This window comes from Streptomyces sp. NPDC054796, from assembly GCF_053611545.1.
Genome location: NZ_JBSHAO010000011.1, coordinates 155,912 through 181,867, shown reverse-complemented (window position 1 = coordinate 181,867; position 25,956 = coordinate 155,912). Strand labels below are relative to the sequence as shown.

Here is a 25,956-nt window from a genome sequence, read left to right as displayed (position 1 = left end):
GGCGCTTTCCGGCAATCCGGCGGCATCCCGCATCGCTCCGGACAACGGGGCGCCGCCCCCGCTCACCAAGTGGTCTGCTGATACCCGGCGGACGCCAGCGCACCGAACCTCGTGAGCATGGCGGCCGTTGCTAGTGGTTCCTCGAACTGCTCCAGCGCCCAGCAGGTGGCTCGATGAGTGCCGGCGGAGCTGTGATTCATCTGGTCTGCACGATGCTCCACACGAAACTTCCTACCGCAGCCGCGGAGCCCTTCCGGGAACGCACGACTGAGTGGCCGACGGCTCAGCGTCGGGGGGTGACGGGCTGGGGGCGGCTGTGGTGGTGGAGCGGGCGCGGGCGGCTTCGGCCTGGGCCGTGCGAGGGCGACCGACGCCCGTACGAGCCCGGGTTGCTTGGTCGATCTCGACCAGGACATCGGCGTTCTCGGCGAAGGCGATGGCGTAGTCCCACACCTCAGCGTTGCGCAGGACCTCCGCCCGGCGCCGGAACTCGGGGCTCTCGGGGGGGTCGGGGAGGATCATCGTGTCCGCGTGCTTCCAGACAGCACGCTCCTCCCGGCCCCCTTCGACTGCCTCGCGCAGAGCGCTGAGCTGCGACCGGCGGCGTGCGATCGTCTCGAAGTCCGGGTTGGCCTCGTCCTGGTGGAGGGCGAGGAAGTCCTCTTCGGCCTGGTCGAGCAGCTCAAGTCCGTGGTCGAGGAAGGGCTCGAAAGCATCCCAGGCTTCGGCGTCACGTTGGCTTTGGCCGACGTCGTACCGCTCGTCCAGCGGCTGATTGTTCTCATCGCACAGGCCGTCGCAGACACCGTCCCAGTCTTCCCGCACCGTGCGCCGCCCGCGCGCGGCGGCCTCGGGGATCGCGGCGAGCAGGGCCTCGCGGACGGTCGGGTCGAGAGGCATCGTGGGCTCCTTCGCAGGGCGGGTGGGGATGAGTTCCTTGGCCGCGTCGCGGAGCGATTCCGACGTACGTCGCAGGTAGGCGCGGGCCGTGGCATGGTCGACGACCATACGGTTCTCCAAGTAGCGCCGATCGTCTGGACGGGCGGAGTGGGCCAGCCTGAGACCAGCCTCTGCGGTCTCCGCGAGGTGCGAGGCCGCGTGGCCCGACATGGTGCTCGCCCTCGCGAAGTGGTCCAAGGCGGTGTCGTTCGTGCCGTGGGGGCTCGCGGCGAAGTCGCCCGTGAGCCGGAAGACGTCTCGGGAGAGATCCTGGGCGTGGGCGGCTTGCTGGAACAGCTCGCTGAAGGAGGGTGCGGCCGGCACACGGCCGCTCTCATCCAGCAACTGCCATCGCTGGGCGAGGCCGGCGAACTTGTCCTTCATTTCGGTGAGCGTGCTGATGAAGCGGAGAGACTCGTCGTTCGGCGACGGGTCGTGCTGTAGATCGGGGTTCATGAGTCTTTGCCCTGGTCGTAGGCGTGCATCCGGGCGTCGGTGTCGAACAGTTCGCGTTCGCGGGGGTGGAGGAGGTGCTGGGTGATGAAGGAGTTGCCTGCGACCTTCCACAGGCCGCGTCCCTTGGTGAGGGCGGCCACGGCCTGGGTCTCGACGCCGGTCAGGCCGAGCAGGGAGGCGGCGGAGGTGAGCTGGTCGGTTTCCTGGCGGTAGATGATGCGGGTGGAGCAGTCGGTGAGCAGGCCCTCGGCCAGGGCCCGGCCGCGTGATCCGGCGTCGCCTGCGGTGAGCAGGTCGGACAGCCGGTGGATGATCATCATGTTGGCGATGCCCAGGCCCCGGCTCAGCTTCCACTGGGACTGCATGCGCTCCAGCAGGGCGGCGTGGCGCATGACGCGCCAGGCTTCGTCGTAGATTACCCACCGCCGGCCCGCCTCCGGGTCGGCGAGCGCGGATTCCATCCATGCCGAGGCGCAGGTCATCGCCAGCACGAGGGCGGTGTCGTCGCCCGCGCTGCCCAGGCGGGAGAGGTCGATGGACAGCATCGGCGCGCTCGGGTCGAAGGCGACGGTGGAGGGGGCGTCGAAGAGTCCTTCGAGGTCGCCGTGGACCATGCGGCGCAGGGCGTGGGCGAGGTCCTCGGCCGCGTTCCCGAGACGTGCGGAGGGCTCGCCGAGGGCGGCGTCGAGCTGGTCCGGGGAGCCGAGGAGATGCGCGATCTGCCCCAGCAGCGGCGTGCTCCCCTCGGCCTCGGCGCGGGCGACGACCTGGTCGAGGGCGACATCGAGCGCGGTGTGCTCCATCGGGTGCAGCTCCCTGCGCAGCACCGTCTTCGCCAACGAACCGAGCAAGAGCAGGCGGCGCTTGCGGACTTCGGTGCGCCAGTCCTCCTCGCTGATCTCGCTCGGCCGGGCCGGGGCATCGAGGGGGTTCAACCGTCCGGGCAGGCCGGGGCCCAGCGCGATGGTCTGCCCGCCCAGCTCCCGGGCTACGACGGACCATTCGCCCTTGGGGTCGCAGGGCACGTAGATCTTGTAGCCGAAGGCGACGGCGCGCACCGCGAGGGACTTGGCGAGGGCGGACTTGCCCATGCCGATCACCCCGGCGAGCAGGATGTTCGGGTTGGTGAACCCCTCCAGACGCCCGTAGAGGGAGAAGGGGTCGTAGCAGAACGCCGCCTCCGCATGGACATCGCGGCCGATGTAGATGCCCTGCGCGCCGAGCCCGCCCTCGGCCAGGAACGGATACGCCCCGGAGGCCGTGGCGGTCGTCATCCGGTGCGCGGGCAGTTTGAGCGTGCCGCCGCGGGCAGAGGCCGGGCCGGGACGACCGGCTGCCGGGTAGGTGGCCCGCAGCTCGGGATCGAGCCCGGGGGAGGCCGTGCGGGTTTCGGGGCGGGAGGCGTGGCGGGCCTGGTCGCGCGCGGTGGCCAGGCGGGCCCGCGCGGCACGCGCGGTGCGGCGGTCGCGCTGGGCCGGAACGAACAGCGGGCTGGCACTGGCGCGAGTGCGTATAGAGGGGGTCATGCGGGGTGGTACTCCTGGTCGGTCAGTGGCGGGTGAAGCCGGTGACGGGGCCGTGCAGATCGGCCGGGGTGTGATCGCGGCGCACCCGAACAGAGGTGGCCAGGTGGCGCTGGCACACGGTGTGCTCGGGTGCGCCCTCGGGGAGCCGGGCCCGGCACGCCTCCCGGCCAGGGAGGCGGCCGTCAGAGCGGGGCGTGGTGTGGAAGGCGGCGTGGAGGTGGTCGGCGGCCTGCCACAGCCGGATCCGGCACGCCCGCAGATGGTCGCCCTCGGCCGGGGCGACCGGTGTGGTGCGGGTGGTGTGCGCGTCGAGGAGGCCGTAGAGAGCGACCAGGTGCGCGTGCAGGGAGTCCAGTTCGGGGCGGGAGGCGGCGGCGGGTGCGTCGGGGAGGTTGATGGCCCGGTGGAAGTCGAGTGCGGCGGTGGCGAACGGAACGAAGTCCGACGCCATGGGGTCGGACTCGGGCGGCGGGTCGGTCGGCATAGGGGAGGGGCCTTCGGTCGAACGCGGAACGAGCGGGTCGGCGGGGTTGGTTATGCGGTGAGGGCGAGGGGGAGGGCGGCGCGGGTGAAGGCTTCGGCCTGCTGCCAGGTCAGCCGCCGCAGGTCGGTCATGGACGCCACGGCGGCGGTCTCGATCGCGGCGCAGGCGGAGTTCAGCTCTTCGTCGGTTTCGGCGGAGACGGTGAGCAGCCCGGTGAGGGCGACGTCGGCGTGTCCGGCGATGAGCTGGCGTTCGCGTTCCTTGACGTCGGCGTATTCCACGGCGTCCTCTTCGGAGTCGACCTGGCCCTTGCGCTGGCGTTCGGCGGCGTCCGCGATCACGCTGGCCTTCTTGCGCTGCACGTCCTTGAGCGCGGACTCCAGACCCTTGGGCGTGTAGGTGAGGGAGAGGGTGCGGCGTACGCCGGAGGTGAACAGGAGCTGGTGCAGGAAGCCGGGGCTGGTTTCGGTGCGGGGCCAGTTCTTGATCCAGAAGGTGGCGTGGTGGGCGGTGTCGGTCTGGATGCGGTCGCTCTTCTCGACCACGACGACCGGGCCTGCGGCGGCGGGGTCGGCTTGCGCGCGCCCGGTGGCGGACCACTGGGCGAGTGCGGCGGAGGAGGCGGGGTCGTAGGCGGTGCGGATGACGGCGGCGACCTCGTGTGCGGAGAGCCAGTCGCTGGGGGCGAGGCCGACGTTGCGGGCGGCCTGGTCGAAGGTGGAGGTGAGCTGGGCCAGCACGGTGAAAGCCCCGGTCAGGCCCCCTCCGGCCTGGTTGATCAGGCGGCGGGCGGCCCTCATGTCCAGGGCGAGCGCGAGATAGGTCTCGTGGGGTGCGGCGGCCGGTCCGGCGGCCTCGATCAGGTCGCGGTAGACCGGTCCGGCCAGCGGCGCCTGGGCGTCGCCGTGCTCGCCCCAGTACCGGTTGAGCGCGTCACCGGAGTCGGGGACGGTGCGCTCCAGGACCTGGAGGCGGGCGAGGTGTCCGGTGCGGGCGAGGGCGGCCAGGGTGCGCCCCCAGCCGGTCACGTTCGCCGTTTGCGCCGCGGCGTCCAGCAGGGCGAAGGCGCGGGCGGAGACGCGGACCACGGCGGTCAGGGTGCCCGTGTGCGGGTCGTGGACGGCGCCGAAGCGGCTGTCGGGGGCGGTGGTGACGCGGAGCGAGGCGGCGGTCCCGGGCAGGTGCAGCAGCCCCTCCCGGCGGGGCCGGGTGGCGGGCCGGGCCAGCCACACCAACTGCCCCCTCGCACGGCGCAGCGCGTAGCGCCCGGCGATGGGGGCCCAGTCGGCCAGCGACCGGCCCCGGTGCCGCACAAAGACGCCCGCCAGCAGCAGCACCCACAGCGGCAGGAGCTTCAGCGCGCCGAGAACGCCGGAGGTGAGCAGGACCGCGAGCAGCAGCAGACCGGCGGTTGCGACGCCGAGCACCTGTGGGGCGGAGAGGCCCATCAGCACGCCCCGGCGGGTGCGGTGGGGGAACTTCACGGTGGCCGGACCACCGGAAGAACCGGAAGAAGAGGTCTCGGAGAGCATGAGCAGAGCCGTCCTTGAAAACAGAGGAGAAGGAGAAGGGGGACGGGGGCGGGCGGCCGGGCGCGGTCTGAGCCCGCCCCCGTCAGGTGAGGGCGTTAGGAGCCGGAATCCTTCGGCGGGTTGGGGTAGACCCACCGCTGCGGCGTCGCACCGCCCTGTGGAGAAGGCCCGCTCGCAGGCGGTGGAGCGCTCGTTGAGGACGGCCGGTGCATCGTCCCCGCAGACCGGTCAGAGGTGCCCTGGCCAGCTCCGCTGGAGCGTGCACCGGATTCCTGGCCCGGGCGCTGGATGAGGGGCTGGCCCCGGTCGCCGTCGGTCGGGGGACGGCGGATGAGGGCGCGGCCCTTGTCACCGGAGGCGTGGGGGTTCTCGCCGAAGCGGAAGTGGGTCTGCTTCGGCTTGCTCTGTCCGCCGCTCCCGGAGGAGCCACCGGCCGGGTCGATAGTAGGGATCACACCGCCCGTGCCCTGGCCGGGCACCTTGGCGGGGCCCTGGGGGGCGATGCCGCCCGCCTTGGCCTGCATCGCCAACTGGCCTGCGGCCTTCGCCGACCCGACCGCGGTCCCCATCCCGGCGACCCCGCTGCGGTGCAGGTCATCGTGCCCGCCGCCATCCGAGGCCCAGTGCACGAACTTGTAGGTCGCATACGGGCACAGCAGCACCAGGACCATGACCACGATGCCGGCCATCGCGTCCGAGAGCGCGCCGATCCCGCCGTCGGCATCGGATTTGCCCATCGCGGAGACGCCGAGGAGGAAGACGATCGTCATCAGCAGCTTGGAGACGATGAGGGTGGCGGTGGCCTCGATCCACCCCCTGCGCCACCGTTTGGCGACCTCCCAGCCGCCGCCCGCGCCCGCGAAGACCGCGAGCGTGACCAGGACGAGGATGCCGACCTTGCGGGCGACCATCACCGCCCAGTACAAGAACGCGCCGACCGCGCACCCGAGGGCGACGATGGCGGGCACGCCCCAGCCCAGGCCGTACAGCGCCCCCAACTGGTTGACCTTGATCAGGCGTCGGATCGCGTCGTCGACCGAGGTGTTCGCCGCCTGGAACAGCCCCGCGGACAGGGCGTCGACCACGGTCAGGGCGACGCTGGTGCAGGCGATCGCGGCGAACGCGAAGAAGATGCCGGTCATGGTTCCGAACGCCGCCTGGGCCAGGGCGCGCTCGTCGCGGCGCCAGGCGGCGCGGGTGAGCTGGAGACAGAAGGTGCCCACGGTCAGGATCAGCCCGATGGGGAGGATCAGCTCGTAGTTGTGCCGGAACCACTCGGCGTTCAGGTCGATGGCGGTGGTCTTGTCCGCCGCGCGGGAGGCCAGGTCGGTGGCGGACTGGGCGACCTCGCTCATGCTCTTGGCCATCCAGGCGCCGATGCCGTCGGTGATGGCCGAGCCGGTCGCCCCGGCCACCCCGTCCACCGCCCCGCACACCTGGTTCATCAGGGGAAGATCACAGGCACCCACGGCGCACCTCCCTCGTCATTGCTGTTGTGGCGCGGGTCATGGGGCGACCTCCGGCAGGACGCCGGAGAGCGCACATGCGTGGTCGGGGCGGCACTGGACGGCGAGCGTGATCTGGCGCGGCTCGGCGCCGGAGCCGCCGTCCTTCCAGGCCAGGGACTGCGTGCCGGACACCGTGACCGCATAGACGTACGCCTCGGTGACCGCTCCGGGGTCCTGGGAGAGGGCGGACTTGAACGCCTCGGGGAAGTGCCCCTCCTCCACCGACGCTGTGGCGTACTGACGGTTGTCGCGCAGCCGCTCCCACAGCTTCTTGCCGGGCACCTCGCCGGTCACGGACTTCCACTCGCGGTACTTCTCCTCGCCGGTCATCCACCGCTTGAGCCCGGACAGGTGCTCGGCACGGGAGACATGCCGGGTGTCATAGCTCCACAGCGCCCTGGACGCCGCCTTCGCGAACGTCACCGGACTGGTGGTGCGCGGCGGTGCGGCAACAGCCTCCTCCGCACTCGGACGCGGCGCCGGAGAGTGCGGAGAAGCCGAGGACTTCGGATGGGCCCCCGGCTGTGGTTGCGGTGCTTCGGCCCGGGTCAGGTAGGCGAGGAGACCGGCGACGGCCAGCAGCACCGCCAGGATGATGCCGACCATCACCGAGCGCCGCAGCACCGACGACGTGGCGGAGGAGGGCTCCTGCGGAGAGGCCGATCGTTTCTTCAGCGTGGGCATCAGTGGACCTGTGTCCCCATCGCGGAGAAGAAGGCCACGATCCCGTTCGCCGCGCCGAGCAGTAGAGCGACGCCTGCAGCGATCGTGGTGCCCTTCTTGCCGTTCTGCTCGGCCTGGTGGCCGCCGCTGTGGTGGCCCCAGGCCCAGATCACCGCCGAGAGAGCGAGGGCGCCGACCGTGGCGATGATCCCGAAGAGGTTGATCGAGCTGATCACCTTCTTCAGCACATCGAGACCGGGCAGGCCGCCGCCCTTGGGGGAAACCCCGGGGTCGTAGGCCAAGTGCTGGAGATGCTGCGCGAACTTCAAGACAACTCCTGTTCACGCCGGGCATGCGAAATGCCCGGACGTCATGCGAGAGAAATGAGAAGGAAGAGAGAGAAGGGGCGGAAGGGAGAGGGAGCGGTCAGGTGATGCGGCGGGCGGCGAGGATGTCCGGGCGCCACTCGGCGAGCCGGGAGATCTTCACGACGTCACCGGTGCGCGGGGCCTGGAGGATCAGACCGTGCCCGAGGTACATCCCCACGTGCTCCGGACGGGCGGCGCTGCCGCGGGTGAAGAGCAGATCCCCCGCCTCCAGCCGCTTCGGGCTGACCGCCGTGCCCTCCTTGACCTGCGTATACGTGGTCCGCGACAGCGTGACGCCACCGGCCTTGTAAGACGCCTGCATCAAGCTGGAGCAGTCGCACCGGCCCATCGGATCGGCGCCGTGCGCATCCGCGCACGAACCACCCCACTGATACGGGGTGCCGAGCTGCCCCAGCCCCCACCGGATCGCCGCACGCACCGACTTCGGCGCCGACGCCGGGATCCTGTAGCCCTTGGGGACCTTGCCCTTCGGAATCGGACCGAAGGACGTCCCGTCCTCGTCACCGCACTCGCCTCCGAGGGATGCATCGGTCTTGTCGCCCTTGGAGGTGTCCTTGCCGGAGCCTCCGCCGTCCTTGAGGGAGATGGCGAGGGCCTTCTGCAAGGCGGTGGCCAGCGGCTCCCACTTCGCATACGCGCCGGGAAACCCGCTCGCCTGCACCGCCTGGGCGGCCTGGGCGACAGTCATCGACTGCCACCCCGGCACCTTCTTCAAGTGCGTGTAGAAGGAGGTCGCCGCGTGCACCGGATCACGGACCTGCGCCGGGGTGCCCCAGCCCTGGCTCGGCCGCTGCTGGAACAGCCCGAGACTGTCCCGGTCCCCGTAGGACAGGTTCCGCAGGCCCGACTCCTGCAACGCGGTGGCCAGCGCGACCACCTGCCCCCGGGCCGGAACCTTCAGCGCGACACCGGTGGCCTGGATCTTCCGCGCGTTCGGGACCTGCTCCTTCGGAGCATCGAGCCCGGAGACGTGGACCGGATCGGTCGTGCCGCCGTCGAGGATCGAGCGCACCTGCTGGGCGACCGCCGCCGCGTCAACGTTGCCCTCCGCGTCGTCTTTTACAGGCCGCGTCGGCGCCGTGCGCACCGGCCACCGCCACCGCCAGCGGAGCGATCAGCAGCATCGGCGCGGCCACCACCGCACCGACGCTCAACAGCGTCTTGTTCACGGGCGCGAGGCGGACGCGGGGCGAAGGCCGCATCGACCGCCCGACGGTGGCACCGGGTGGCCCAGGTTGCGTGGCATTGACGACTCCTTGTGCGTAGGCGGCGCGGTGCGGGCGCTCTCGTCGAAAAGGCCACCCACACCACACCGGTCAGAATCCGAAAACCCCATTTCAGGGGCGGCGGACCCGGCGGCCGGGATGTGCTCGTCCCGGCCACCGGTCCGCTTCAGCGAAGAGCGGCAGCAAGCCGCGCTGGTAATCTCACGCGCCACATTCCACAGACGCCTTTCTCCACTTCGGAGACGTTCGGGAACATGCCGAAGCGACGCACCCATTGGACGGTGCGACACGCATCAGCACAGCTCAACAGGGGCGGTGCGGGCTCCTTCCCGATGAGCGTGCCGCGACTGTAGGAACGAATTCCGGCCGCACCAAACGCGCCGACCCCGGCCCCGCAGGAGGCCCGCTTCTGGCTTGGTGCGGCCGGAATCCCGCACTACTCTTCAGCGCGCACCGGCCCCCGCCCCGAAACCCGCGGGGCAATTCGCCGGGCATTCCCCCGCCACGCACCCCTCCCTCGGGCGGGGTCAAGCGTGCTGCACCGCTTCCTGAAAGAGAACCCCGTGATGCCCTACACCCTCCACCGAGGCGACGCACTGAGCGTGCTGTCCGGCCTCCCCGACAACAGCGTCGACGCCCTGATCACCGACCCGCCCTACAACTCCGGCGGACGCACCAGCTCCGAGCGCACCGGACGCACCGCGCGGGCGAAGTACACCGCTGCGGACGCCGAGCACCAGCTCGCCAACTTTCCCGGCGAGAACCGCGACCAGCGCTCCTACGGGTACTGGCTGTCGCTGCTGCTGACCGAGTCCTACCGCGCCACCGTGGAGTCGGGCACCGCGCTGGTCTTCACCGACTGGCGTCAACTGCCGACCACGACGGATGCGTTGCAGGCGGCGGGGTGGACGTGGCGGGGGGTCGCCTCGTGGCACAAGCCGGTCTCCCGCCCGCAGAAGGGGCGGCTCAAGCAGTCCTGCGAGTACATCGTCTGGGGCACCAAGGGCCCCGTCGACGTGCACCGCAACCCCGTCTACCTCCCCGGCCTCTACACCGCCAGCCAGCCCCGCAAGGACCGCGTCCACATCACCCAGAAGCCCGTCGAGGTGATGCAGGAACTGGTCAAGATCTGCCCACCGGCCGGCACCGTCCTCGACCCCTTCGCCGGATCCGGCTCCACCGGAGTCGCCGCCCTGCGCGAGGGACGCCAGTTCATCGGCGTCGAGCTGTCCGACCACTACGCCGACATCGCCGAACAGCGCATGGAGAACGAACTGACCCAGGACGATTTCGACCTCGCCGGACCCGAGCAGTGACCCCGGTACGGAAGACCGAGGAGGAGGGCAGAACGCGCGAAGGGGCGGTCGCCCACCCGAATTGGGTAGGAGGCCGCCCCTTCGTCGATCGTGGTCAGGAAGCCGCGATGCTGCGCAGGATCAAGTCCTCGGCCCGCTCCAGGTCGGCCTGCGAGCGCAGGCTCACCTCGACCCCGGAGATCCCGTGGCAGCCGATCTTCGTCACGTCCCGGGTGAAGCCCTCCTCCAGCTCCACCGTCGCCGGATCCAGCTTCAAGTTCACCGCCACCACCTCCTTGCGCGGCAGCACCCGCACCGAGGCGAAATTCTGCATCCGCCGGTAGACGAAGTAGAGCTGCTGCGGCTCCACCCGCGCCCCCTCCGGCAGCAGCAGCCGCTCATCGACCGCGCCGAACAACTCCTTGATCTTCGCCGGTGCCCTGTCCAGTCGCTGCTGCACGCCCGCCATAGGCGCAGCCTCCGAGGAATGCGATCTCCGCGAGACCGCCCCAAGATTCGTGGCGTTGCTCGTCCCGGCGACGGAGACAACGAGTTGCAGCGTGAGGACATCGTCGAAGATTCGGTAGGAGACCAGGTCGATCCGACGGCCGATCTCCTCCACCGCCACCGTGTCGTGGTAGGTGAACTCCCCGGCCACACACACCACCCGCGGATTGCTCCAGTCCACCGCCCCGGCCGCCTCCGGTCCGAGCCGGTCGGCGACCAGCCGCTCGAACTCATGATGGTGGTCCCGCAGCCACACCAGGTATGACAGCGCCTGGTTTATCACGTTCTGGTCCCGCGAACGTTTGTACTCGATGACCACCGGGGTGCCGCTCTCGTCCAGCCCGAGCGAATCCACCCGCCCCCGGTGACGTCGGCCGGTCCGGTACTCCGAGGCCAGGAACCGGATCCCGAGCATGGTCTCCATGTTGGCCTCGATCAGCGACTGCAACTCCCGCTCCACCGCCACCGGTGCACCCGGTATCTCCGTCATCCGGCCATTTCTAACTCGGAAGACTTTCAGATCCCCCATGAACTCCTCCCTGCTCTGGCACGAGCACTGCCAGGTAGGAATCAAACGTACTGCGGGTTTATTCCTGACTGACTCGAATATCCAGCGCGTACTGCGGGAGGTGGACGGCAGGGGGCGGGTTCACCGATTGCCCTGCGGGCCTCGCCCCACCATCTGCCATATCCGCGTGTATGTCGGAGTCTTGTATTTATTGGGCAGAACGACATGCTGGTACCCCTTTCAGAGCCGATGAGGACCATCGCCGAGGCCGCGGTGACCCTGTACCCCACAGTGTTGTGACCCCTGCCAGGGGCGATGAGGACCCGTCTCCGTCGCGCACGCTCCCAGGTTCACCATGCGTTGTGACCCCTGCCAGGGGCGATGAGGACGCCAGGACGTGTACACCCACCAGCTCTCGTCCGTAGCGTTGTGACCCCTGCCAGGGGCGATGAGGACCTGGCTGAGGATGGCGGCGATCACGTCCGCGTCCATGTTGTGACCCCTGCCAGGGGCGATGAGGACTCCTCGGTGCTGTGGGCGCCTGCGGTGCACCATGCGGGTTGCTACCCCTCTCAGGGGCGATGAGGACGGTGGATCTACACCCGGGCGCACCAGGGCCTCACCACGTTGCTACCCCTCTCAGTGGGCGGTTCGTGAGTTGATGTCCGTTTCTGGTTGAGGTTGCAGCGAGGTCGCTGGTGGGGGTTCCGTCGGCTCTATTGCTTCCTGGCGAAGTTGCCGGTGTCGGCCTCGGTGAGGATCCCAAGTTTGACCAGGCGTTTCAGCTTGGCGCGGGCGCCTTCGACGTTCTTCGGCAGCAGTTCGTGGCCGAGGACTTCGCAGATGTCCTTGGCCCGTAGCGGTCCGGTCGTCTGGTTGAAGGCGTCGAGGATGCGGGGGGTAGTCCGGGTGCTCGGGCAGGTCCGGTGCGACGTTCGGGAGCCGGTCGGCGAGGCCGGTGACAGTCGTGCGGGTGATCGCGAGGTGTTCGAGGTGGGTCTCGGCCTCCCGCAGCCGGGTCTGCAGGTCGTCGATCTGTGCGCGGAGGTCGTCGGCCAGGGCCCGGGCGGCGTCTTCCTGGAGTTCCAGGGCGTCGAGCAGGGGCTGGAGGTTCACGCTGACACCGTCTGCGTCTCGCGCCAGGTGGGTGCGTTCGCGCCGGTGAGGCGTCGGGTCATGACGTGGGTCATCGCCCAGTAGACGCGGAAGGCGGATGAGGAGGGGTGGTACTCGTAGTCGCGGGCCAGGCGGCGGTGCAGTATCAGGATTCCGTAGGTCTGCTCGACCCTCCACCGCTTCGGCTGCGGCACGAATCCCTTGTCCTGTGGGTTGCGTGCGACGATCTCGACGTCGATGCCCAGGCCGGCGCCGTGCGCGACGACCTGGTTCTTGAAGCCCTGGTCGGCCAGGGCTTTGCGGACGGTGCCGCCGGTGTGCTCGGCGACCTGGTCCAGCAGGACGACGCCGGCGGCGTTGTCGTGGGTGTTCGCGGCGAGGACGACGACCGCGATGACCAGGCCGAGGACGTCCACGGCCAGGCCGCGCTTGCGGCCGGGCACCCGCTTGGCAGGATCGTGACCGGTCGTGGCGGCAGGGACCCCGGCGGCCACGTGGACACTCTGGGTGTCCAGGACCACAAGGGTCGGGTCCTCTAATCGGCGGGCGCGTTCGCGGACCTGGCAGCGCAGGAGTTCATGGATGACCTGGTCGGTGCCGTCGTCCCGCCAGGCGGCGAAGTAGTAGTAGGTCGCGCTCTTGGGCGGCAGGTCGTGCGGGAGGTAGGCCCACTGGCAGCCGGTCCGCCCCTGGTAGAGGATCGCGTTCACGATCTCCCGCATGTCGTAGGCGCCCTGGTGGCCGCTGACCGAGCGGTGCCGGTCCTTCCACGCGGCGATCACCGGCTCGATCAACGACCACTGCTCGTCCGATAAGTCACTCGGGTACGGCTTGCGTTCACTCACCCGGTCACATCACCAGATCAGCACCCGTGAACCGGCGGATTCCGCCCAGCCGCCACACCATCAGGCGACAGCAGAACCACTCAAAGACTCACGAACCGCCCACTCAGGGGCGATGAGGACCGCCGCCCACCGTCGCACCGTTCACACCCGCTCCGAGTTGCTACCCCCTCTCAGGGGCGATGAGGACCCGGCGCCACGGTAGTCGTGCGGGTTGCGCTCGCCGTGTTGCTACCCCTCTCAGGGGCGATGAGGACAGGTGTGGGCAGAGCTGAAGGTGAGCGCGTGATGGCGTTGCTACCCCTCTCAGGGGCGATGAGGACACGGCCTCGAGGCCGGGGACCAGCTCCAGGTCCGCTAGTTGCTACCCCTCTCAGGGGCGATGAGGACTCCGCTGACCGGCCTCCTCGGCCGTGACGGCTACACGTTGCTACCCCTCTCAGGGGCGATGAGGACGCCTCATCCGCTCCGCCTATCTGATCGTCCGCCTCTTGTTGCTACCCCTCTCAGGGGCGATGAGGACGCGGGGCCTGGGCTGGCTGGACATGGACGGCATCGCGTTGCTACCCCTCTCAGGGGCGATGAGGACCCTGCGTGAGGGCGCGGCCATCGCCAACCGCATGGCGTTGCTACCCCTCTCAGGGGCGATGAGGACCAGCTTCGCCCCCGGCCAGGTAGTGGCGATCGTGGAGTTGCTACCCCTCTCAGGGGCGATGAGGACCGCGCGCCTGGACATGCCCGCCGCCACGCTCGGCACGTTGCTACCCCTCTCAGGGGCGATGAGGACGCGCCACACCCCACACGAACAGTGCCACCGCGGCGGGTTGCTACCCCTCTCAGGGGCGATGAGGACGCGTCCGCGACCTTCCGCAGGGAGACGGCCGCATCGAGTTGCTACCCCTCTCAGGGGCGATGAGGACCGGCGCCCGAGCGTTCGGGCTTGAGGTCGCCCTTCGGTTGCTACCCCTCTCAGGGGCGATGAGGACGGGAATGAGGAGCGGGCCTCCAACCGCCTGGAACAGGGTTGCTACCCCTCTCAGGGGCGATGAGGACCACCCTCACCGCACCCCGCCCCCTCGGCCTCTTCCTGTTGCTACCCCTCTCAGGGGCGATGAGGACCGGCCTGCGCGGTCGGGATGAGCATGCGGCACGAGTGTTGCTACCCCTTGCAGGGGCGATGAGGACCCTCCTCGGCGTCACCTTCTGGACCGTCCTGGAGGAGTTGCTACCCCTCTCAGGGGCGATGAGGACGGCCCACCACCAAGGGGGCGGCGGCGTGAAGAGCATGTTGCTACCCCTCTCAGGGGCGATGAGGACTGCTCCTTTGGGTATTCGGCTGCGGCACCGCTCCTGCGTTGCTACCCCTCTCAGGGGCGATGAGGACCCCAAGGGGCTGAAGGTCACTACCCCGCTCAGTACCCAGTTGCTACCCCTCTCAGGGGCGATGAGGACGCGCCGCCCTCGTCGCCAACACCGACACCGGCAGCAGGTTGCTACCCCTCTCAGGGGCGATGAGGACGGAATCGACCCGGCTCCGCTCCTGGCACTTCACCCTGTTGCTACCCCTCTCAGGGGCGATGAGGACGCGAGGCGTTCCGGCGATGCGGCCATCGCTGCGATGCGGAGGACGTGTGTGATGTCGGCCTGGGCCTGGTCGGCTGCTCCGGTGGTGTAGGGGTGGCGTTGGGTGCGACGGGTCTTGGGGTAGTGGAGGATCGCGCCTTGGGCCTCGATGCCGAGTTGGTGGAGCCGGTAGCAGTAGTGGAGACCTTGGGCGGCATCGGCTTTGGTGGGTTTGCCGGAGGATTTGACTTCGTGGACCCACTGCTGGCCGTCGAGGAAGTCGAGACGGGCGGCGCCGAGGTCGACGGGGGAGCGGCGGGTGTAGCTGGTGTCGTGGACGGCTTCGCCGTGCTGGACGGTGCTGCTGAGGTGTTCGGGGCGGATGCCGCGCAGGTAGAGCCATAGCTGGCGGGGGCAGTGGTGGAGGTATTTGATGTGGACGCCGCCGACGTCAGCGTGTGTGATCACAGGACTTCTCCGGGGCGGTAGCTGTCGGCGTTGGGGCCGTGGATGGCGGTGAGGCCGTCGCGGCTGTTGTATTCGCCGTTGATGACACGGACTTTGAGCCGCGGGTCGTAGTCGGTGAGGTGTCCGGCCCAGTGGGGGAGGGGGAGGAGGAGGTCGTCGGCTAGGAGCCGCCCGCTGGCGTCAGGGGCTTCGGCGAGGGCTTTTTCGTAGTCGCCCAGGTCCGTGGCGAGGACGGCTTCGGTGCCGTTGAACATGGCGTCGAAGCTGTCGGCGAGGGTGCTGCGGTCCTCGAAGGGACGGGCGAAGGCGAGGAAGGCGCTCTCGAAGCGGCTGCGGTGGTCGAGAACCTCTTGGCGCCACTGGGTGCCCCAGTCGTTGTCGTAGATCTGGTCGAGCCAGGTGTTGGCGTCGTCGTCGTTGACGGGCTGGCCGGTGTGGGCGAGGAGGAGGTTCCAGCCGGCCTCGACGGGGGTGCGGGGGTAGATGCCGTCGGCGAAGTCGCCGGGCTCGCGGCGGCGGGTGGTCCAGGCGGGCTGGTGGACGATGACGTCGGCGGGGGGCCGGTGACCGGCGCGGTTGACGCGGCCGAAGCGCTGGAGGAGGGCTTCGAGCGGGGCGGCGGCGGTGAACAGGACGTCCAGGTCGATGTCGAGGCTGACCTCGACGGTCTGGGTGGCGACCAGCAGTCCGGGCCGGCGTTCGGGCCGGGCGCCGAACCGGGTGTCGATGGCTTTCTCGATGGCGGAGCGGTCGCCGCGTGTGAAGCGGGAGTGCAGGAGGAGCGCGGCGTCTGCGCCGTGCCGGGCTTCGACCTCGGGGGCGAGGGCGGTGAACAGCTCACGGGCGTGGGCGACGTTGTTGGCGACGACGAGGACGGACTCGTCACCGGCGAGGCGGGTTCGGATCTCTGCCAGGGCGGCGGGGTCGGTCAGGTGATGAGGCCGGGTGCGCAGCACGTGCCGGGGCGGTCCGGCAGGCGCGTCGATGCGAGTGACCTCCTCTTCGAGGGATGCGGTGAACAGGTCGCGGAGGGCGGTGGGGAGGGTGGCGGACAGGACGGCGATCCGGCCACCGAGGCGCTTCCACAGGCGTGCGCTGGCCAGGAGGTAGCCCAGGCGCTGGGGGTCGTAGGCGTGGAGTTCGTCGAGGACGAAGACGGAGTTGGCGGCGTCCGCGAGGATGCCGGAGTGCGCGGGCCCGGCCAGGGCGCCACGCAGCAACTGGTAAGGGGTGGCCACGCGGACGCTTTCATGGAAGAGGCGGGTGGCGGCGGCGCGGGAGAGGGCCTTGGCCGCGGCATCGGCCCGGCACGGCGTGTGGTCGGTGTCCTCCTCGGGGTCGCCGTCTTCGGGGGCGATGGCGCGGGCGAGGTGGTAGGAGGCGGCGCGGGAGTGTGCGATGCCGATGCTGCCGGGGGCGTGCAGGTCTCTTTCGAGGCGGGTGGCCATGGCGTTGATGGAGGCCAGGTAGGGGAGGGTGAAGAACACCCGGGGGGTGCCGTGTCCGCCTGCGGTGAGGGCGGCGACCTGGCGGGCGGCCCACAGCAGGGCCGCTTCGGTCTTGCCGCTGCCGGTGGGCGCGCGCAGCAGCAGGTGCCCGTCGGTGAGGGCGGCCTCGTGCTGGTGGGGGCGCAGGCGCTTGCCCTTGGCGGTGAAGTCCTTGTGCAGCAGGGCGGGGAAGGTGTGGTCGAGGGGCTGGTGGAAGGAGAGGGTGCCGTGGGCGGAGGAGAGATGGTCGGCGAGGGTGACCACGCCCTGGAGGAGGACGGCGGCCAGCCCTGTGTCGGCGTCGACCTCAAGCGTCCACCGCTGCTGGAGCTGGTCGAGTTCGGTTTGCGCGTCCTCCAGGAGCCGGGCAGGGGCGATTGGGTGTGGGGTGCGGACGACGGGGAGTCCGGCGGCGCGGGCGGTGTGGTGCAGCCAGCCGGTCAGCGTGGTGACGGTATCGGCGGGGATAGCGCCGAACTCGGCCGCGAAGTCGTCCGGTTCGAGTCCGTCGTAGAGGGTTTCCAGGTCGTGGATGCCGGTGCTGGTGAGAGCGCGGTGGTGGGTGGCGATCCCGGCGGCGACCCAGGCGCGCAGGCCCGGATCCTCGATCAGTGGCGGGAGGAAGCCGAGGGAGACGACCTCGTGCCGCTGCCCCCAGCTCTTGCGCCGGCCGTGCACCATGTCCTGGAAGCCCTCGGGAATCTTGCCCGCATCGTGGTTCAGCCCGGCGAGGTGCGCGGCGGGCCAAAAGAGCCCCTTCAAGACCTGTTCGGCGATCTCCACCCGTCCCAGGCGGCGCTCCAGGGCGCGGGAGGCGGTCAGAGTGTCACCGAGGTGGGCGGTGAGCAGCTCGGCGGGGCGCCCGCGCTGCGGGCTCTTCGCCCGCAGCCGCGTCAGAGGGTCATGGTTCATGGGGGTGGGCGGCAGCTTTCTGCGGGGGCGGACAGGGGGAGAGGGCAGTGTCGGGGTGGAGAGGAGGCAGGAGCGCGACGGCCTGCCCCGTGGGGGTGGAGCAGGAGCCGTCGACCGGGTCGGGACAGCTTCCGGCGGCATCAAAGCGGTAGCTGTCCCAGCGCGTGCGCTCCCGCCCGGCGCTCACTGCGGTCGGCAGCCGCAGCAGCAGCCCCGACCCTCCCGTCTCCCCGGGGACGAGGGCGCCGCGCTGTGCGCCCGGCTCCGGAGCGAGGACGGTCTCGGTGACGCGCACTCCGACCAGGTCCTGGCTGCGGCCCAGCCGCAGCGGCCACACCGGCCGCCGCAGTCGCGCCTTCCAGGTCTCCAGGTCCTCGGTGAGCCAGACGGTCAGCTCGGCCCGGGCCAGGAACTGGCGGTTGCGCGGCGCCGGGGAGGTCTGCTTCCCGGCGCCGTCGAGCGGATGGTAGGTCTCCAGGTCCACGCCCTCCCCGGCGGCGTGAAAGGCGTAGGCGATGCGCAGGCCGGGGCCGACGTGCTGCCAGCCGCCGGCCGCAGCGGCCAGCAGCCCGCCCACCGTGGAGGGCGGTGGGCACGGCAGCGTCACCTGCACCCCGGCATAGAGGCGGTCCCGGAAGGAGACCACCGGAGCGGTCACCGTGACCTCCAGCGCCCGCAGTCCGGCGCCGCTCATGCGGCCGGGTCCTGGAACCAGTCCGCGTGCTCGCCCGCCTCGATACGGCCGGCCAGCTTGTGCAGCAGCGTCCGCGGGTGGCCGAACTGGACCGTACCGGCGTCGATGAGGTCCTTGAGCTGCCGCTCCACCTGCGCGCGCTGCTCGTCGAGGAAGCCGGGCGCCCAGCCCAGCAGCAGCGGCCCGTCAAGTTCGTCCGACCAGGCGGCCAGTTCCTCGCGCAGCACCGGCACCCGGAACTCCGGCTTCCCATCCCGTGCCCCCAGCACCCGGGTGAAGGGATTGACCCCGCCCTTGACGGGAGCGAGCAGCACCAGCGCCGGAGTCCGGTCGCCGTAGTGCTGGGCCTGCTTGGCGCCCCCGCGCACCTGCGCCAGCGTCCGCAGCAGCACACCCACCCGGCGCTGACGTTCCGCCAGTGGCAGTGCCACCGCGGCTGTCCCGCGCAGCACCGCCTTCTCCACACTGCCGGAGGCGACCGCCTGCTCGGCCACATCCGTGCTCAGCGAGACCCGCAGCCCGCTGCCATCGGTCTCGAACACCCCGGCCCGCGGCAGATCCAGCAGAACATCCCCGCCCAGCACGGCCGAGTACAGCTCATGCTGGTGCAGCACCGGGTCAGCGCCGGTGGGAAAGTCCCGGCTCATGGTGCCGAAGTCGGCGGTCGGACGGGTCGCGGTCACTGCCACCAGGGTGCCGGTGGCCAGCACCGTCTCCCGCTGATAGCTCTCCTTCTTCACCGCCACCATGTAGCCGAACAGATCATCATCCAGGTGCAGATCAGGCCGTCCCTGCGTGTATGCCTGCTGCTTCTTCCCCGCACCGGAGCGGGTCACCGGCGAGCGCGATTCCCCGGCGGGCAGCGAATCACGCAGCCAGCGGCGGAACGCCTGCGCCGACACGTAGGGGAAGACCTCGCGGCCCACCCGCATCTGCTTGACCTTGCCGAGGATGTCCTCGCTCTCCCCGTTGTTAGGGGCGCCCGCCACCACGTCCAGGGCGATCTTTCCTACCAGGAAGCTCACTGTTCGTCCTCATCCGTCTCGGTGTTGCTGATGTAGTTCTCGTCCAGGGCGTCGCGGTCCTCGGCCACCTCGTCCTCGCCCTCGTCCGTCTCTCCGGGCTTGCGCCGGGGCTTCCAGCCGAGCCGGTTCAGCTCCTCCAGGACGTGGATCAGCAGCAGATCCCGGTGGAGCCAGGCCGGATTGTCCGCGCCCGGGTCAAAGAGCAGCACGTGCGCTCGCTCGCTCAGCAGCGGCCCGGTGTGCCCCTCCGGCGGGGTCAGCGCCCACGTCACGGCCTCGGCGGTGAGCCAGTTGCGCAGGGGCTTCGACGAGCCCTTCAGGTGGTTACGCAGCATCCGCAGCTTTCCCGGCGTGGTCTCCTGATGGAGGATGACCGCGATGCGGCGGGCCACCCCCCGCAGTTCGGCAAGATCGTTCTCGTGCATGCGCACCACCTTGGTCGTGTACGAATTGAGCAGCCCGACCAGCGCTCCGGCCTCGTCGGGATCAGGAGCCGGACCGGTCATCCGGCCCAGCAGATAGCGCTGCCCCGCAGACAGGACCGACTGCGGATTGCGGAACGCGCTGCGCGCAAGCCCCACCACCCCCGGCGTCCCCGGCCGCACGTGCGCACGCACCAGGGCCCCGAAGCCACGCCGGTCTCGGCCCCGGATCGTGCTGCGCAGCCACTCCGCCAGCGGCTCCTCCAGGCCGTAGCGCTCCAGTTGCTGGCTCTTGTTGTTGTTGCTGAACACCAGCAGCTCCACACCGGCCACCAGGCGCCGCGGATGCGCGCGCAGCGCATCGAGCGCCACCACCTCCCGCGCGGCCGGACGACGCTCCGGCGCGACGCCGGAGGCGGCGATCCGACGGTTGCGCTCCACCTGGCGCGCAACCGTAAGAGACAGCAGCGCCTCGTCCCAGCTATGCACCGCGATCGAACTCCCGCCGGTCAGCACACACCCGTAGGGAAGGGCGTGGAAGCTGCTCAGACAGGGGAAGCACAGCGCCATCCCGGCATGCCCACGCGGCGTGGAGTTCACATACGACGCGCTCTCCGCCAACGGCACATCCCGCTTGCCGAAGAACCCCACCGCCTCGCGCCCGCACAACGCGCACGGCACCCGCGGCCACGACGAGGGATCCGGCCGCTCCAGCCAGGCCCGCACCCCCTGCCGCAACACGTCGTCGGCGAGTTGGGCGTTGCGTGGGTGGTTCATCGCCGAGTTCGGGAAGAGGGAGTGACTCGCCTTCAGCCAGAACCCGTTCGCCGCCTTCGAATCCCGCACCACGGCAGCCAACTGCGCATCGGCGATCACCTGCTCCACCGCCGCGACGAACCCCGCACCCTCCAGAGCCGCGGGCCCCTCGGCCCGAACCAGCGCGGCCAGCGCGTGCGCCCCCACCCGTTGCAGTGGATGCGGCGTCAGCACCAGGCGGGACTGATCCCCGACGGCCTCCCTCTCCCCGCTCATGCGCGCACCCACCCGAAACCGGCCGCGTTCGCCTGCCCCAGCCCCCACGACCACACCGCCCGCAACACCTCCGGAGACCCCGCGAGTTCGACCTCCACCTCCGCCCCCGGCTTCAGCCCGCCACCGACCGCGAACGACCGCTTCGGCCCCACCCAGGTGACCGCCTCCAGACTCACCTCCGGATCCAGCCCCAGGGTCTGCGCCTTCCGCAGCAAATTGCCTTGCGTGTACGCGGGCCACTCCGGCTCCATGGGCAGGACCCAGCCCTCCCGCGAACATCCCTCTCCACCGCGCGCGGAGGATTTCATCACCACCGGCGTCCCAGTACGAAGAAGCGCCCGCCCCCGAGCGAAGTCCGGCGGCGGCACGGCCGTCACACCGGTGATCCGCAGAGCGACCCCGCCCCAATCCAGCAACTCCCGCTCCGCCAGCCCCCTCGCCAACGCCTCCGCGACCTCCGGCACCGGGCTGCCGAACTCCACCACGCCCGGCCCGCCAGCCGCATACCGGCCCCGCCGCCGCCGGGCAGCCGGAAACACCGGCGCACCGTGGCCGAACGGCACCATCCCATGCGGGCCCATGCCGCCCGCGTGCAGTCGCTGCCCCCACTCGGGCGCTGCCCGGCCCAAAAGGTCGTAGACCAGACCCCTCCCCGGAGCCAGCACCTTGCCCCAGGGCACCTCCTCGGCGGCAGTGGTCACAGCCACCTGAACCCTCATCTGTCCTCCGTCCGTACGACACCGGTCGGCATCACCGACCAAGGCGAGCTGCACACGCTAGGCGGCACCACTGACAACAGGGCCTTTACGCAGGTCAGTTGATGTTCAGGTCCTCTTGTGGACATGCGAGAGCTTGACTCCGCAGAGGCGAGCCGGAGCTGCCCCACCCCTGTCGCCTGGCGACGCCAGACAGCGCTGAAGGTCGAATCGTGTGGCTCAGCCAGCCAGCGGCCCGACACCATCTTCAGCGGCATCCGGTACGACTTCCGCACTGACTCCGCGGGGCCTGGCCCGGCTTGCCCCCATCCAGCCGGAAGAGGAAGCCGCCACGGCGTAACGCCTTCCTGTGCGGTGAAGTGCTCAAGTCACGTAGGCGAAGAGTCGACTCGTCACCCTCGTTTGTGTACCCCCGACAAGATGTGCGGAAGGCTGGCGAGTCGAGCACGATCCGGGGTTCAGGAGCGACCCTCCGCTCATGGGGGAGCGCAAGGGGAGCGCGGATGCCTTTGGACAGTGCAACACGGCTCACGAACAGCAGGACCGCGATGAGTGCTCTGATCTGGGAAAACGGCACCATGGATCACCCGGCAACACGGCGCAGCATAGGCCCTAACGTGCTCGTAATGCGTAGGTCGAGGGTTCGAACCCGCGAAGGTGACGCGGAATTACCCCGGGACTCACTTGTCGTGACCTGGGTTTTTCATGCCGGGATGCGGCGGGGGCGAAATTCGATGATCTTCACAGTGCCCTGCGTGTCCGTTGCATGCCCATCGTGCTCACGAGCTGCTTCGGTCGGCCCGGAAAGCTGTGCGAGTGCCATCTGCGTGAGGTCCTTCGACCGAGCGGCCGTTTCGCTCGGCGGCCTCGGCGATCTGCGCGACGAGGTGATCGAGTGTCAACTCTGCAGCCTGCTCGACGTGAGGCTCGAGAGCTCGACGAGGCGCTCGAAATGGTCGGTCGGCCATCCGGGGTGGATGAACGACCCGTCGTGCATGGTGAACATGCTGCCCGAACCGACCCACGCCTCGCCGTAGGCGACGCGCTTCAAAGGACACCCAATATCCGGGATCTGCCTGAAAGTCTTGCTTGTATCGAATGGGGCACCGTCATGTCTGACGGTGCCCGTAAGCCGCTGTGTCAACTCGCCCATGCGGGCATGGGATAGGAGCCGACCCGTCTTCGGGGTCCTCGTGATCGTGATCGCACTGGCATCCTCCTCGGATGGCCTCGGGGGTGCTCTCCGTGCTCGTCGCGGGGCTCACCGTGCTTGCGCTGTGCTGGCTCGCCCGTGGCCCCATCCGGGCGCGGACCTGACGCAAGTGCGCCCTGCCACGGGGGGCGGGGCGCATGAATGAGCGGGGGGTTCCGGGCATGCCAGGGGAGCGACGAACATAAGATCGCGAAACGGTAACGGTGCAAGTGGGGTGAGGCTACGCCACGTGCAACCGCCGCTCGGCCTCGGGTTGCGCCGGCCTTGCGGCGCTCAGCTTGTGCAGCGCGTCGACGAATGGTCTCGGGAGGGGCGCATCTGGATGTGAGTACGGATGCCGGAACGCGTTGAGTACGCACTCCATGGAGGCGGCCAACTCGGAGTTGGTGCCGATTGCAGAGAGGTCGACGGTGACGAGCCCCGGCTGGTAGACGGCAAAGGACCACCACTCGTCAGGCCAGATGGGGCGCTTCGGGTAGCAGCTCATGCCTCGTCGGCGCAGCAACTGATAGACCCGTTGCAATCTCTCCATCCTGAGTCGGTCCCGTCCTTCAAGTCTCTTGATCCTTGAGTTCCTGATCAACGCGACACCGCCCTTTTCGTCTACGGCGCGCATGATCGCGTCGATCGTGCTTGGGCATACGTGAATCGCCACAGTGCCTCTCCTATGCGGATGTAGCTGGAGGCACTTTGTCGTTCCGCGGGTCTCTCGGTGACTGAAACGGCCGTTCCTAGGGCCTGTAGTCGGGCCGTGTGCTATACGGAGCCAGGACATGCGACGACCCTGCCTGTCGAGCGGCACGGGCGCCGTGCAGCCGACCCGGGCGAGTGGTGTAACCGCCGTTTCCTGGCATGCCGGGGCGGCACCCCTCACGGTAGGTTCACGAACACGTAACGGCGTAAGCGCTTCTGTCTGGCGCATAGTTCGTCAGTGTCAGGCTGTCAGGACGCTTCGCTTCACGATTACCAATGGCTGCTGCTGCCAAGTACGTCCAGCCATCTGCGGAGCCGCAGGCAGGACCAGAGGTCAGGGAACTTTGCCCTGACTTGTGGCCTTGCCTGGATACACGCGCTGCGTCCGTGGTTGGGCGCAGTTCGAGACCTGGCGTAGTGCGGGAATACGCGGCAGGCGGTCTCGGCATCGACTACTAGTCATGTGGTCGGGCCGAGGCTGCTTGTTTTCGGTCCGATCATCACGTGTGAAAGGTGACCGGGTCCGTGGAGACTGTTGGCTGGGCTACCGCCGTGGTAGCTGCCCTTGGTGGTTGTTTCCTGATTCTGGGCTATGTCCTCGACCAGATCCCTGCGCTGTCCGACAAGGCGGTGCGCGCCATCGCGGCCGTTCGTCGGCTCCGCGATGAATGGCAGAAATGAGGGGACCGGGGGGCTTCACTCCGGGCCATGTCTCACACGGCGACGCGTTGTTCTACCGCTGTCAGGGCACCGACGAGGCCGACGAGATCGGCCCACCCCCACATGCGCCGCCCGCAGTCGTCGAGCGGCACGGACGTGGTGCGCTGGTCGAGGCCGAGGGTTCGCAGCAGTCGACGCTCGGCGAGGCGCGCGGTACGTCGTGCCTCGTGCAGCAGACGCGGGGGCAGGGGAGCGAACGGCGGCGCAGCGAGGCGCCGTCGAGCTGTTGCCTGGTAGCGGTGTCCTCGCCGGTATCCGCTCTGGCACGGCTGGTCGAGCTGTGCGTAGCAGCGCGGGCAGCGGACGCCGAGTGGGTCGGGGATGCCCTCGGCGACGATTGCCTCGCAGTGGGCCCGGGCCAGTCGGTAAGGGGCGAGGTTGCCCGCGACGTGCTTGGGTATGTAGCGGAGCGGACCGTTGCCGACTCCCGGCATGAGGGCGGCGAGATGTTTCTGCCCTGCCGAGTTGATCTCGGCGCGGTACTGCGTCGGCGAGGATGCGCAACCCGAGGACCCCCTTGAGGTCGTGTTTCCCTCCGGTGGGGAAGAGTCTCCAGGCATTCAGATTGGCGAGGCCATCGGCGTCGGAATCGGCTGCGAACCGCACCCCCTCCCCAGTGCCCCGGGGGATAATCCGCTCGATGCGCAAGGGCCGTGTGGTGTACGTCGTCGGATACTCCAGCGGCGCCCACAGCAGCTCGCTCTCCAGGAACGCCCGGTCGCCCAGGGCCGTGGGGATGGGCGGACTGCCTTCGAGGAGTCCTTGGACGCGTTCCTTGGCACCTACCCAGGTCTCCCCGGTGTACCGGCGGCGCAGGGAAACAGCCTCGTTTGGACGCATGGCGAACTCCTTCGGATCCCGCTGCCGGATCTCAGCGTGAAGAAGGAGCTGTATGCGGACGCTCGTGTGAGTGAAGGCGGGAAGTGCGAGGGGACACCACTGGGCTTCCCACACGCTGCGCCAATGATCCGGGATGCACGACGAGGGTTCCCTCGACCCGGAGGGGAAGTTAGCCGTCAGCAATCACCGATGCACGGACCCTGCTCCCTTCGCGTGAATCACGTGATGCATGGCAGTTGCCGCAGAGTGGGCGAGCGCCGAGCCGTATCTCGCCTGCACCGGAACGACACCTTGCAGGTGCGGCAGCCTCAGCCTGTACCTCTTGCATGGGAGCCAGGGCCTACTCTCCTGGGGCGTCGCCCAGGGCGATAGGATCATTAGATCCATGGTTGACGTTAGGGGGTTACATGCCGTCGCACATCGTCTCTTACGCTCTCGATGAGCAGACCACGGTCGGCTTCGAGATTGAGGCCGATGACGGATTTCACCCTGTTGGTACGGACACTGCCATCGCCCGGATCCGTGAAGCTGTCCAGCCCGCAGTGGATGGGGCGCGGGCTGTACTCGGCCAGGTCGCAACGATGAATCCGGGTGAGGTCCAGCTCAAGTTCGGCATCAAGGTCAACGGCACGGCGAACTGGCTGATTGCCAAGGCTGCGACTGAGGCTAACTTCGAAGTCACACTCACCTGGCACCACGGCACGACAGTCGGCGGGCAAGCGGAGCCGCAGTAGTAGCGGGGAGGTCGGCTCGGTGGTACGGGAGGGCCAGTCGTGGACAATCAACCGAACAGACCCATGAATGACTTCTGGGCCGCCGCCGTTCACCGCGCCGAAGCGGATGAGATCTCGCTCGGGTCCGCCTTTGTTCTGGACGTTCACCGGGTCCTCAGCTGCGCCCATGTGGTGCGGGCTGCCGTCGACTCTGGGGCAGAACTCTGGGTCGCCTTCCCCAAAGTGGAGGACGGCGAGACGGCACGCATCCCGGTGAGGGAGGTCGTTCTGCCTCCTACCGGGCTTCAGAGTACTCAGGATGTGGCGATCCTCCGACTTGCCAAGCCTGTCCCATCGACGTGGGGGCCGCGGCGGGGGGGGGGCCGGACAACACCACAGGGGGGGCCGCGCAGGTGGGGGGGTTGGTTTTAAAGGGGGGGATATATTGGGACAAAATAAGCCGGCCA

Annotated in this window: 20 protein-coding genes, 2 pseudogenes and 1 CRISPR repeat array; of the genes and pseudogenes, 4 read left to right on the top strand and 18 right to left on the bottom strand. The window is 69.4% G+C overall.

Annotation, left to right across the window (positions count from 1 at the left end):
* Positions 1-231: 231 nt before the first annotated feature.
* The 8 genes and pseudogenes from ACWGJ2_RS12535 to ACWGJ2_RS12500 form a co-directional block, all read right to left on the bottom strand.
* Positions 232-1,395, bottom strand: a complete 1,164-nt coding sequence (locus ACWGJ2_RS12535) for a hypothetical protein (RefSeq protein ID WP_453346019.1) — start codon at positions 1,393-1,395, stop codon at positions 232-234.
* Positions 1,392-2,921 carry an ATP-binding protein gene (locus ACWGJ2_RS12530; protein WP_453346018.1) on the bottom strand — a complete coding sequence of 510 codons (1,530 nt, stop codon included), beginning with the start codon at positions 2,919-2,921 and terminating at the stop codon, positions 1,392-1,394. The genes ACWGJ2_RS12535 and ACWGJ2_RS12530 overlap by 4 nt, the downstream gene beginning before the upstream one ends.
* A gap of 22 nt (positions 2,922-2,943) precedes the next feature.
* The gene (locus ACWGJ2_RS12525) at positions 2,944-3,405 is read right to left on the bottom strand and encodes a DUF6238 family protein (RefSeq protein WP_453346017.1); all 462 of its coding nucleotides are present in this window, start codon (positions 3,403-3,405) and stop codon (positions 2,944-2,946) included.
* Positions 3,406-3,455: 50 nt separating this feature from the next.
* Positions 3,456-4,937, bottom strand: coding sequence for an SCO6880 family protein (locus tag ACWGJ2_RS12520; RefSeq protein WP_453346016.1), 1,482 nt, complete (start codon positions 4,935-4,937; stop codon positions 3,456-3,458).
* Between the two features lie 95 nt (positions 4,938-5,032).
* Positions 5,033-6,406, bottom strand: coding sequence for an SCO6881 family protein (locus ACWGJ2_RS12515; RefSeq protein WP_453346015.1), 1,374 nt, complete (start codon positions 6,404-6,406; stop codon positions 5,033-5,035).
* 36 nt (positions 6,407-6,442) lie between these two features.
* Entirely contained in the window at positions 6,443-7,129 is a 687-nt protein-coding gene (locus ACWGJ2_RS12510) for a hypothetical protein (RefSeq protein WP_453346014.1), read from the bottom strand.
* Positions 7,129-7,437, bottom strand: coding sequence for a DUF6112 family protein (locus tag ACWGJ2_RS12505; RefSeq protein WP_453346013.1), 309 nt, complete (start codon positions 7,435-7,437; stop codon positions 7,129-7,131). Before ACWGJ2_RS12505 ends, ACWGJ2_RS12510 begins: the two co-directional genes overlap by 1 nt.
* Positions 7,438-7,534: 97 nt before the next feature.
* Positions 7,535-8,699 (bottom strand): annotated as a pseudogene (locus ACWGJ2_RS12500) (C40 family peptidase).
* Positions 8,700-9,289: 590 nt separating this feature from the next.
* On the opposite strand from ACWGJ2_RS12500, the gene ACWGJ2_RS12495 reads away from it, so the two are divergent.
* Positions 9,290-10,039: a DNA-methyltransferase gene (locus tag ACWGJ2_RS12495; protein WP_453346012.1), complete on the top strand. Its 750-nt coding sequence runs from the start codon at positions 9,290-9,292 to the stop codon at positions 10,037-10,039.
* 94 nt (positions 10,040-10,133) lie between these two features.
* On the opposite strand, the gene ACWGJ2_RS12490 is transcribed toward ACWGJ2_RS12495, so the two are convergent.
* The 8 genes and pseudogenes from ACWGJ2_RS12490 to ACWGJ2_RS12455 form a co-directional block, all read right to left on the bottom strand.
* Positions 10,134-11,054: a DUF5655 domain-containing protein gene (locus ACWGJ2_RS12490; RefSeq protein ID WP_453346011.1), complete on the bottom strand. Its 921-nt coding sequence runs from the start codon at positions 11,052-11,054 to the stop codon at positions 10,134-10,136.
* A gap of 1,091 nt (positions 11,055-12,145) precedes the next feature.
* Positions 12,146-12,994, bottom strand: a complete 849-nt coding sequence (locus tag ACWGJ2_RS12485) for an IS5 family transposase (protein ID WP_453346010.1) — start codon at positions 12,992-12,994, stop codon at positions 12,146-12,148.
* Positions 12,995-13,151: 157 nt separating this feature from the next.
* Positions 13,152-14,576: a CRISPR direct-repeat array (repeat unit 30 nt; unit sequence GTTGCTACCCCTCTCAGGGGCGATGAGGAC).
* Positions 14,577-14,641: 65 nt separating this feature from the next.
* Positions 14,642-15,022: pseudogene (locus ACWGJ2_RS12480) on the bottom strand (Dna2/Cas4 domain-containing protein); the annotation flags it as partial.
* Positions 15,019-17,421: a CRISPR-associated helicase Cas3' gene (cas3, locus tag ACWGJ2_RS12475; RefSeq protein WP_453346009.1), complete on the bottom strand. Its 2,403-nt coding sequence runs from the start codon at positions 17,419-17,421 to the stop codon at positions 15,019-15,021. The pseudogene ACWGJ2_RS12480 and the gene cas3, both read right to left, overlap by 4 nt.
* On the bottom strand, positions 17,411-18,115 hold the full coding sequence (cas5, locus tag ACWGJ2_RS12470; RefSeq protein WP_453346008.1) for a CRISPR-associated protein Cas5: 705 nt from the start codon (positions 18,113-18,115) through the stop codon (positions 17,411-17,413). Before cas5 ends, cas3 begins: the two co-directional genes overlap by 11 nt.
* On the bottom strand, positions 18,112-19,140 hold the full coding sequence (cas7i, locus tag ACWGJ2_RS12465) for a type I-B CRISPR-associated protein Cas7/Cst2/DevR (protein WP_453346007.1): 1,029 nt from the start codon (positions 19,138-19,140) through the stop codon (positions 18,112-18,114). Before cas7i ends, cas5 begins: the two co-directional genes overlap by 4 nt.
* Positions 19,137-20,594: a hypothetical protein gene (locus ACWGJ2_RS12460; protein ID WP_453346006.1), complete on the bottom strand. Its 1,458-nt coding sequence runs from the start codon at positions 20,592-20,594 to the stop codon at positions 19,137-19,139. The genes cas7i and ACWGJ2_RS12460 overlap by 4 nt, the downstream gene beginning before the upstream one ends.
* The gene (locus ACWGJ2_RS12455) at positions 20,591-21,301 is read right to left on the bottom strand and encodes a CRISPR-associated endoribonuclease Cas6 (protein WP_453346005.1); all 711 of its coding nucleotides are present in this window, start codon (positions 21,299-21,301) and stop codon (positions 20,591-20,593) included. Before ACWGJ2_RS12455 ends, ACWGJ2_RS12460 begins: the two co-directional genes overlap by 4 nt.
* A gap of 836 nt (positions 21,302-22,137) precedes the next feature.
* On the opposite strand from ACWGJ2_RS12455, the gene ACWGJ2_RS12450 reads away from it, so the two are divergent.
* Complete coding sequence (locus ACWGJ2_RS12450) at positions 22,138-22,347, top strand: hypothetical protein (protein WP_453346004.1); 210 nt, start codon at positions 22,138-22,140, stop codon at positions 22,345-22,347.
* 396 nt (positions 22,348-22,743) lie between these two features.
* Here the strand turns inward: ACWGJ2_RS12450 and ACWGJ2_RS12445 are convergent, their stop codons facing one another.
* Positions 22,744-23,178 (bottom strand): hypothetical protein, encoded by a 435-nt coding sequence (locus ACWGJ2_RS12445; RefSeq protein WP_453346003.1) that lies wholly within the window; start codon positions 23,176-23,178, stop codon positions 22,744-22,746.
* Positions 23,179-23,741: 563 nt separating this feature from the next.
* Here ACWGJ2_RS12445 and ACWGJ2_RS12440 point away from each other — a divergent pair.
* Positions 23,742-23,897: a hypothetical protein gene (locus tag ACWGJ2_RS12440; RefSeq protein WP_453346002.1), complete on the top strand. Its 156-nt coding sequence runs from the start codon at positions 23,742-23,744 to the stop codon at positions 23,895-23,897.
* A 32-nt stretch (positions 23,898-23,929) separates the two neighbouring features.
* On the opposite strand, the gene ACWGJ2_RS12435 is transcribed toward ACWGJ2_RS12440, so the two are convergent.
* Entirely contained in the window at positions 23,930-24,370 is a 441-nt protein-coding gene (locus ACWGJ2_RS12435; protein ID WP_453346001.1) for a hypothetical protein, read from the bottom strand.
* Positions 24,371-25,183: 813 nt separating this feature from the next.
* On the opposite strand from ACWGJ2_RS12435, the gene ACWGJ2_RS12430 reads away from it, so the two are divergent.
* The gene (locus ACWGJ2_RS12430) at positions 25,184-25,510 is read left to right on the top strand and encodes a CU044_2847 family protein (protein ID WP_453346000.1); all 327 of its coding nucleotides are present in this window, start codon (positions 25,184-25,186) and stop codon (positions 25,508-25,510) included.
* Positions 25,511-25,956: the final 446 nt, after the last annotated feature.

Excerpts from the sequence above, each read along its gene's own strand:
- ACWGJ2_RS12535 (WP_453346019.1), bottom strand. The coding sequence starts at position 1,395 with ATGAACCCCGATCTACAGCACGACCCGTCGCCGAACGACGAGTCTCTC.
- ACWGJ2_RS12530 (WP_453346018.1), bottom strand. The coding sequence starts at position 2,921 with ATGACCCCCTCTATACGCACTCGCGCCAGTGCCAGCCCGCTGTTCGTT.
- ACWGJ2_RS12525 (WP_453346017.1), bottom strand. The coding sequence starts at position 3,405 with ATGCCGACCGACCCGCCGCCCGAGTCCGACCCCATGGCGTCGGACTTC.
- ACWGJ2_RS12520 (WP_453346016.1), bottom strand. The coding sequence starts at position 4,937 with ATGCTCTCCGAGACCTCTTCTTCCGGTTCTTCCGGTGGTCCGGCCACC.
- ACWGJ2_RS12510 (WP_453346014.1), bottom strand. The coding sequence starts at position 7,129 with ATGCCCACGCTGAAGAAACGATCGGCCTCTCCGCAGGAGCCCTCCTCC.
- ACWGJ2_RS12495 (WP_453346012.1), top strand. The coding sequence starts at position 9,290 with ATGCCCTACACCCTCCACCGAGGCGACGCACTGAGCGTGCTGTCCGGC.
- ACWGJ2_RS12490 (WP_453346011.1), bottom strand. The coding sequence starts at position 11,054 with ATGGGGGATCTGAAAGTCTTCCGAGTTAGAAATGGCCGGATGACGGAG.
- cas3 (WP_453346009.1), bottom strand. The coding sequence starts at position 17,421 with ATGAACCATGACCCTCTGACGCGGCTGCGGGCGAAGAGCCCGCAGCGC.
- cas5 (WP_453346008.1), bottom strand. The coding sequence starts at position 18,115 with ATGAGCGGCGCCGGACTGCGGGCGCTGGAGGTCACGGTGACCGCTCCG.
- ACWGJ2_RS12460 (WP_453346006.1), bottom strand. The coding sequence starts at position 20,594 with ATGAGCGGGGAGAGGGAGGCCGTCGGGGATCAGTCCCGCCTGGTGCTG.
- ACWGJ2_RS12435 (WP_453346001.1), bottom strand. The coding sequence starts at position 24,370 with ATGCCGGGAGTCGGCAACGGTCCGCTCCGCTACATACCCAAGCACGTC.
- ACWGJ2_RS12430 (WP_453346000.1), top strand. The coding sequence starts at position 25,184 with ATGCCGTCGCACATCGTCTCTTACGCTCTCGATGAGCAGACCACGGTC.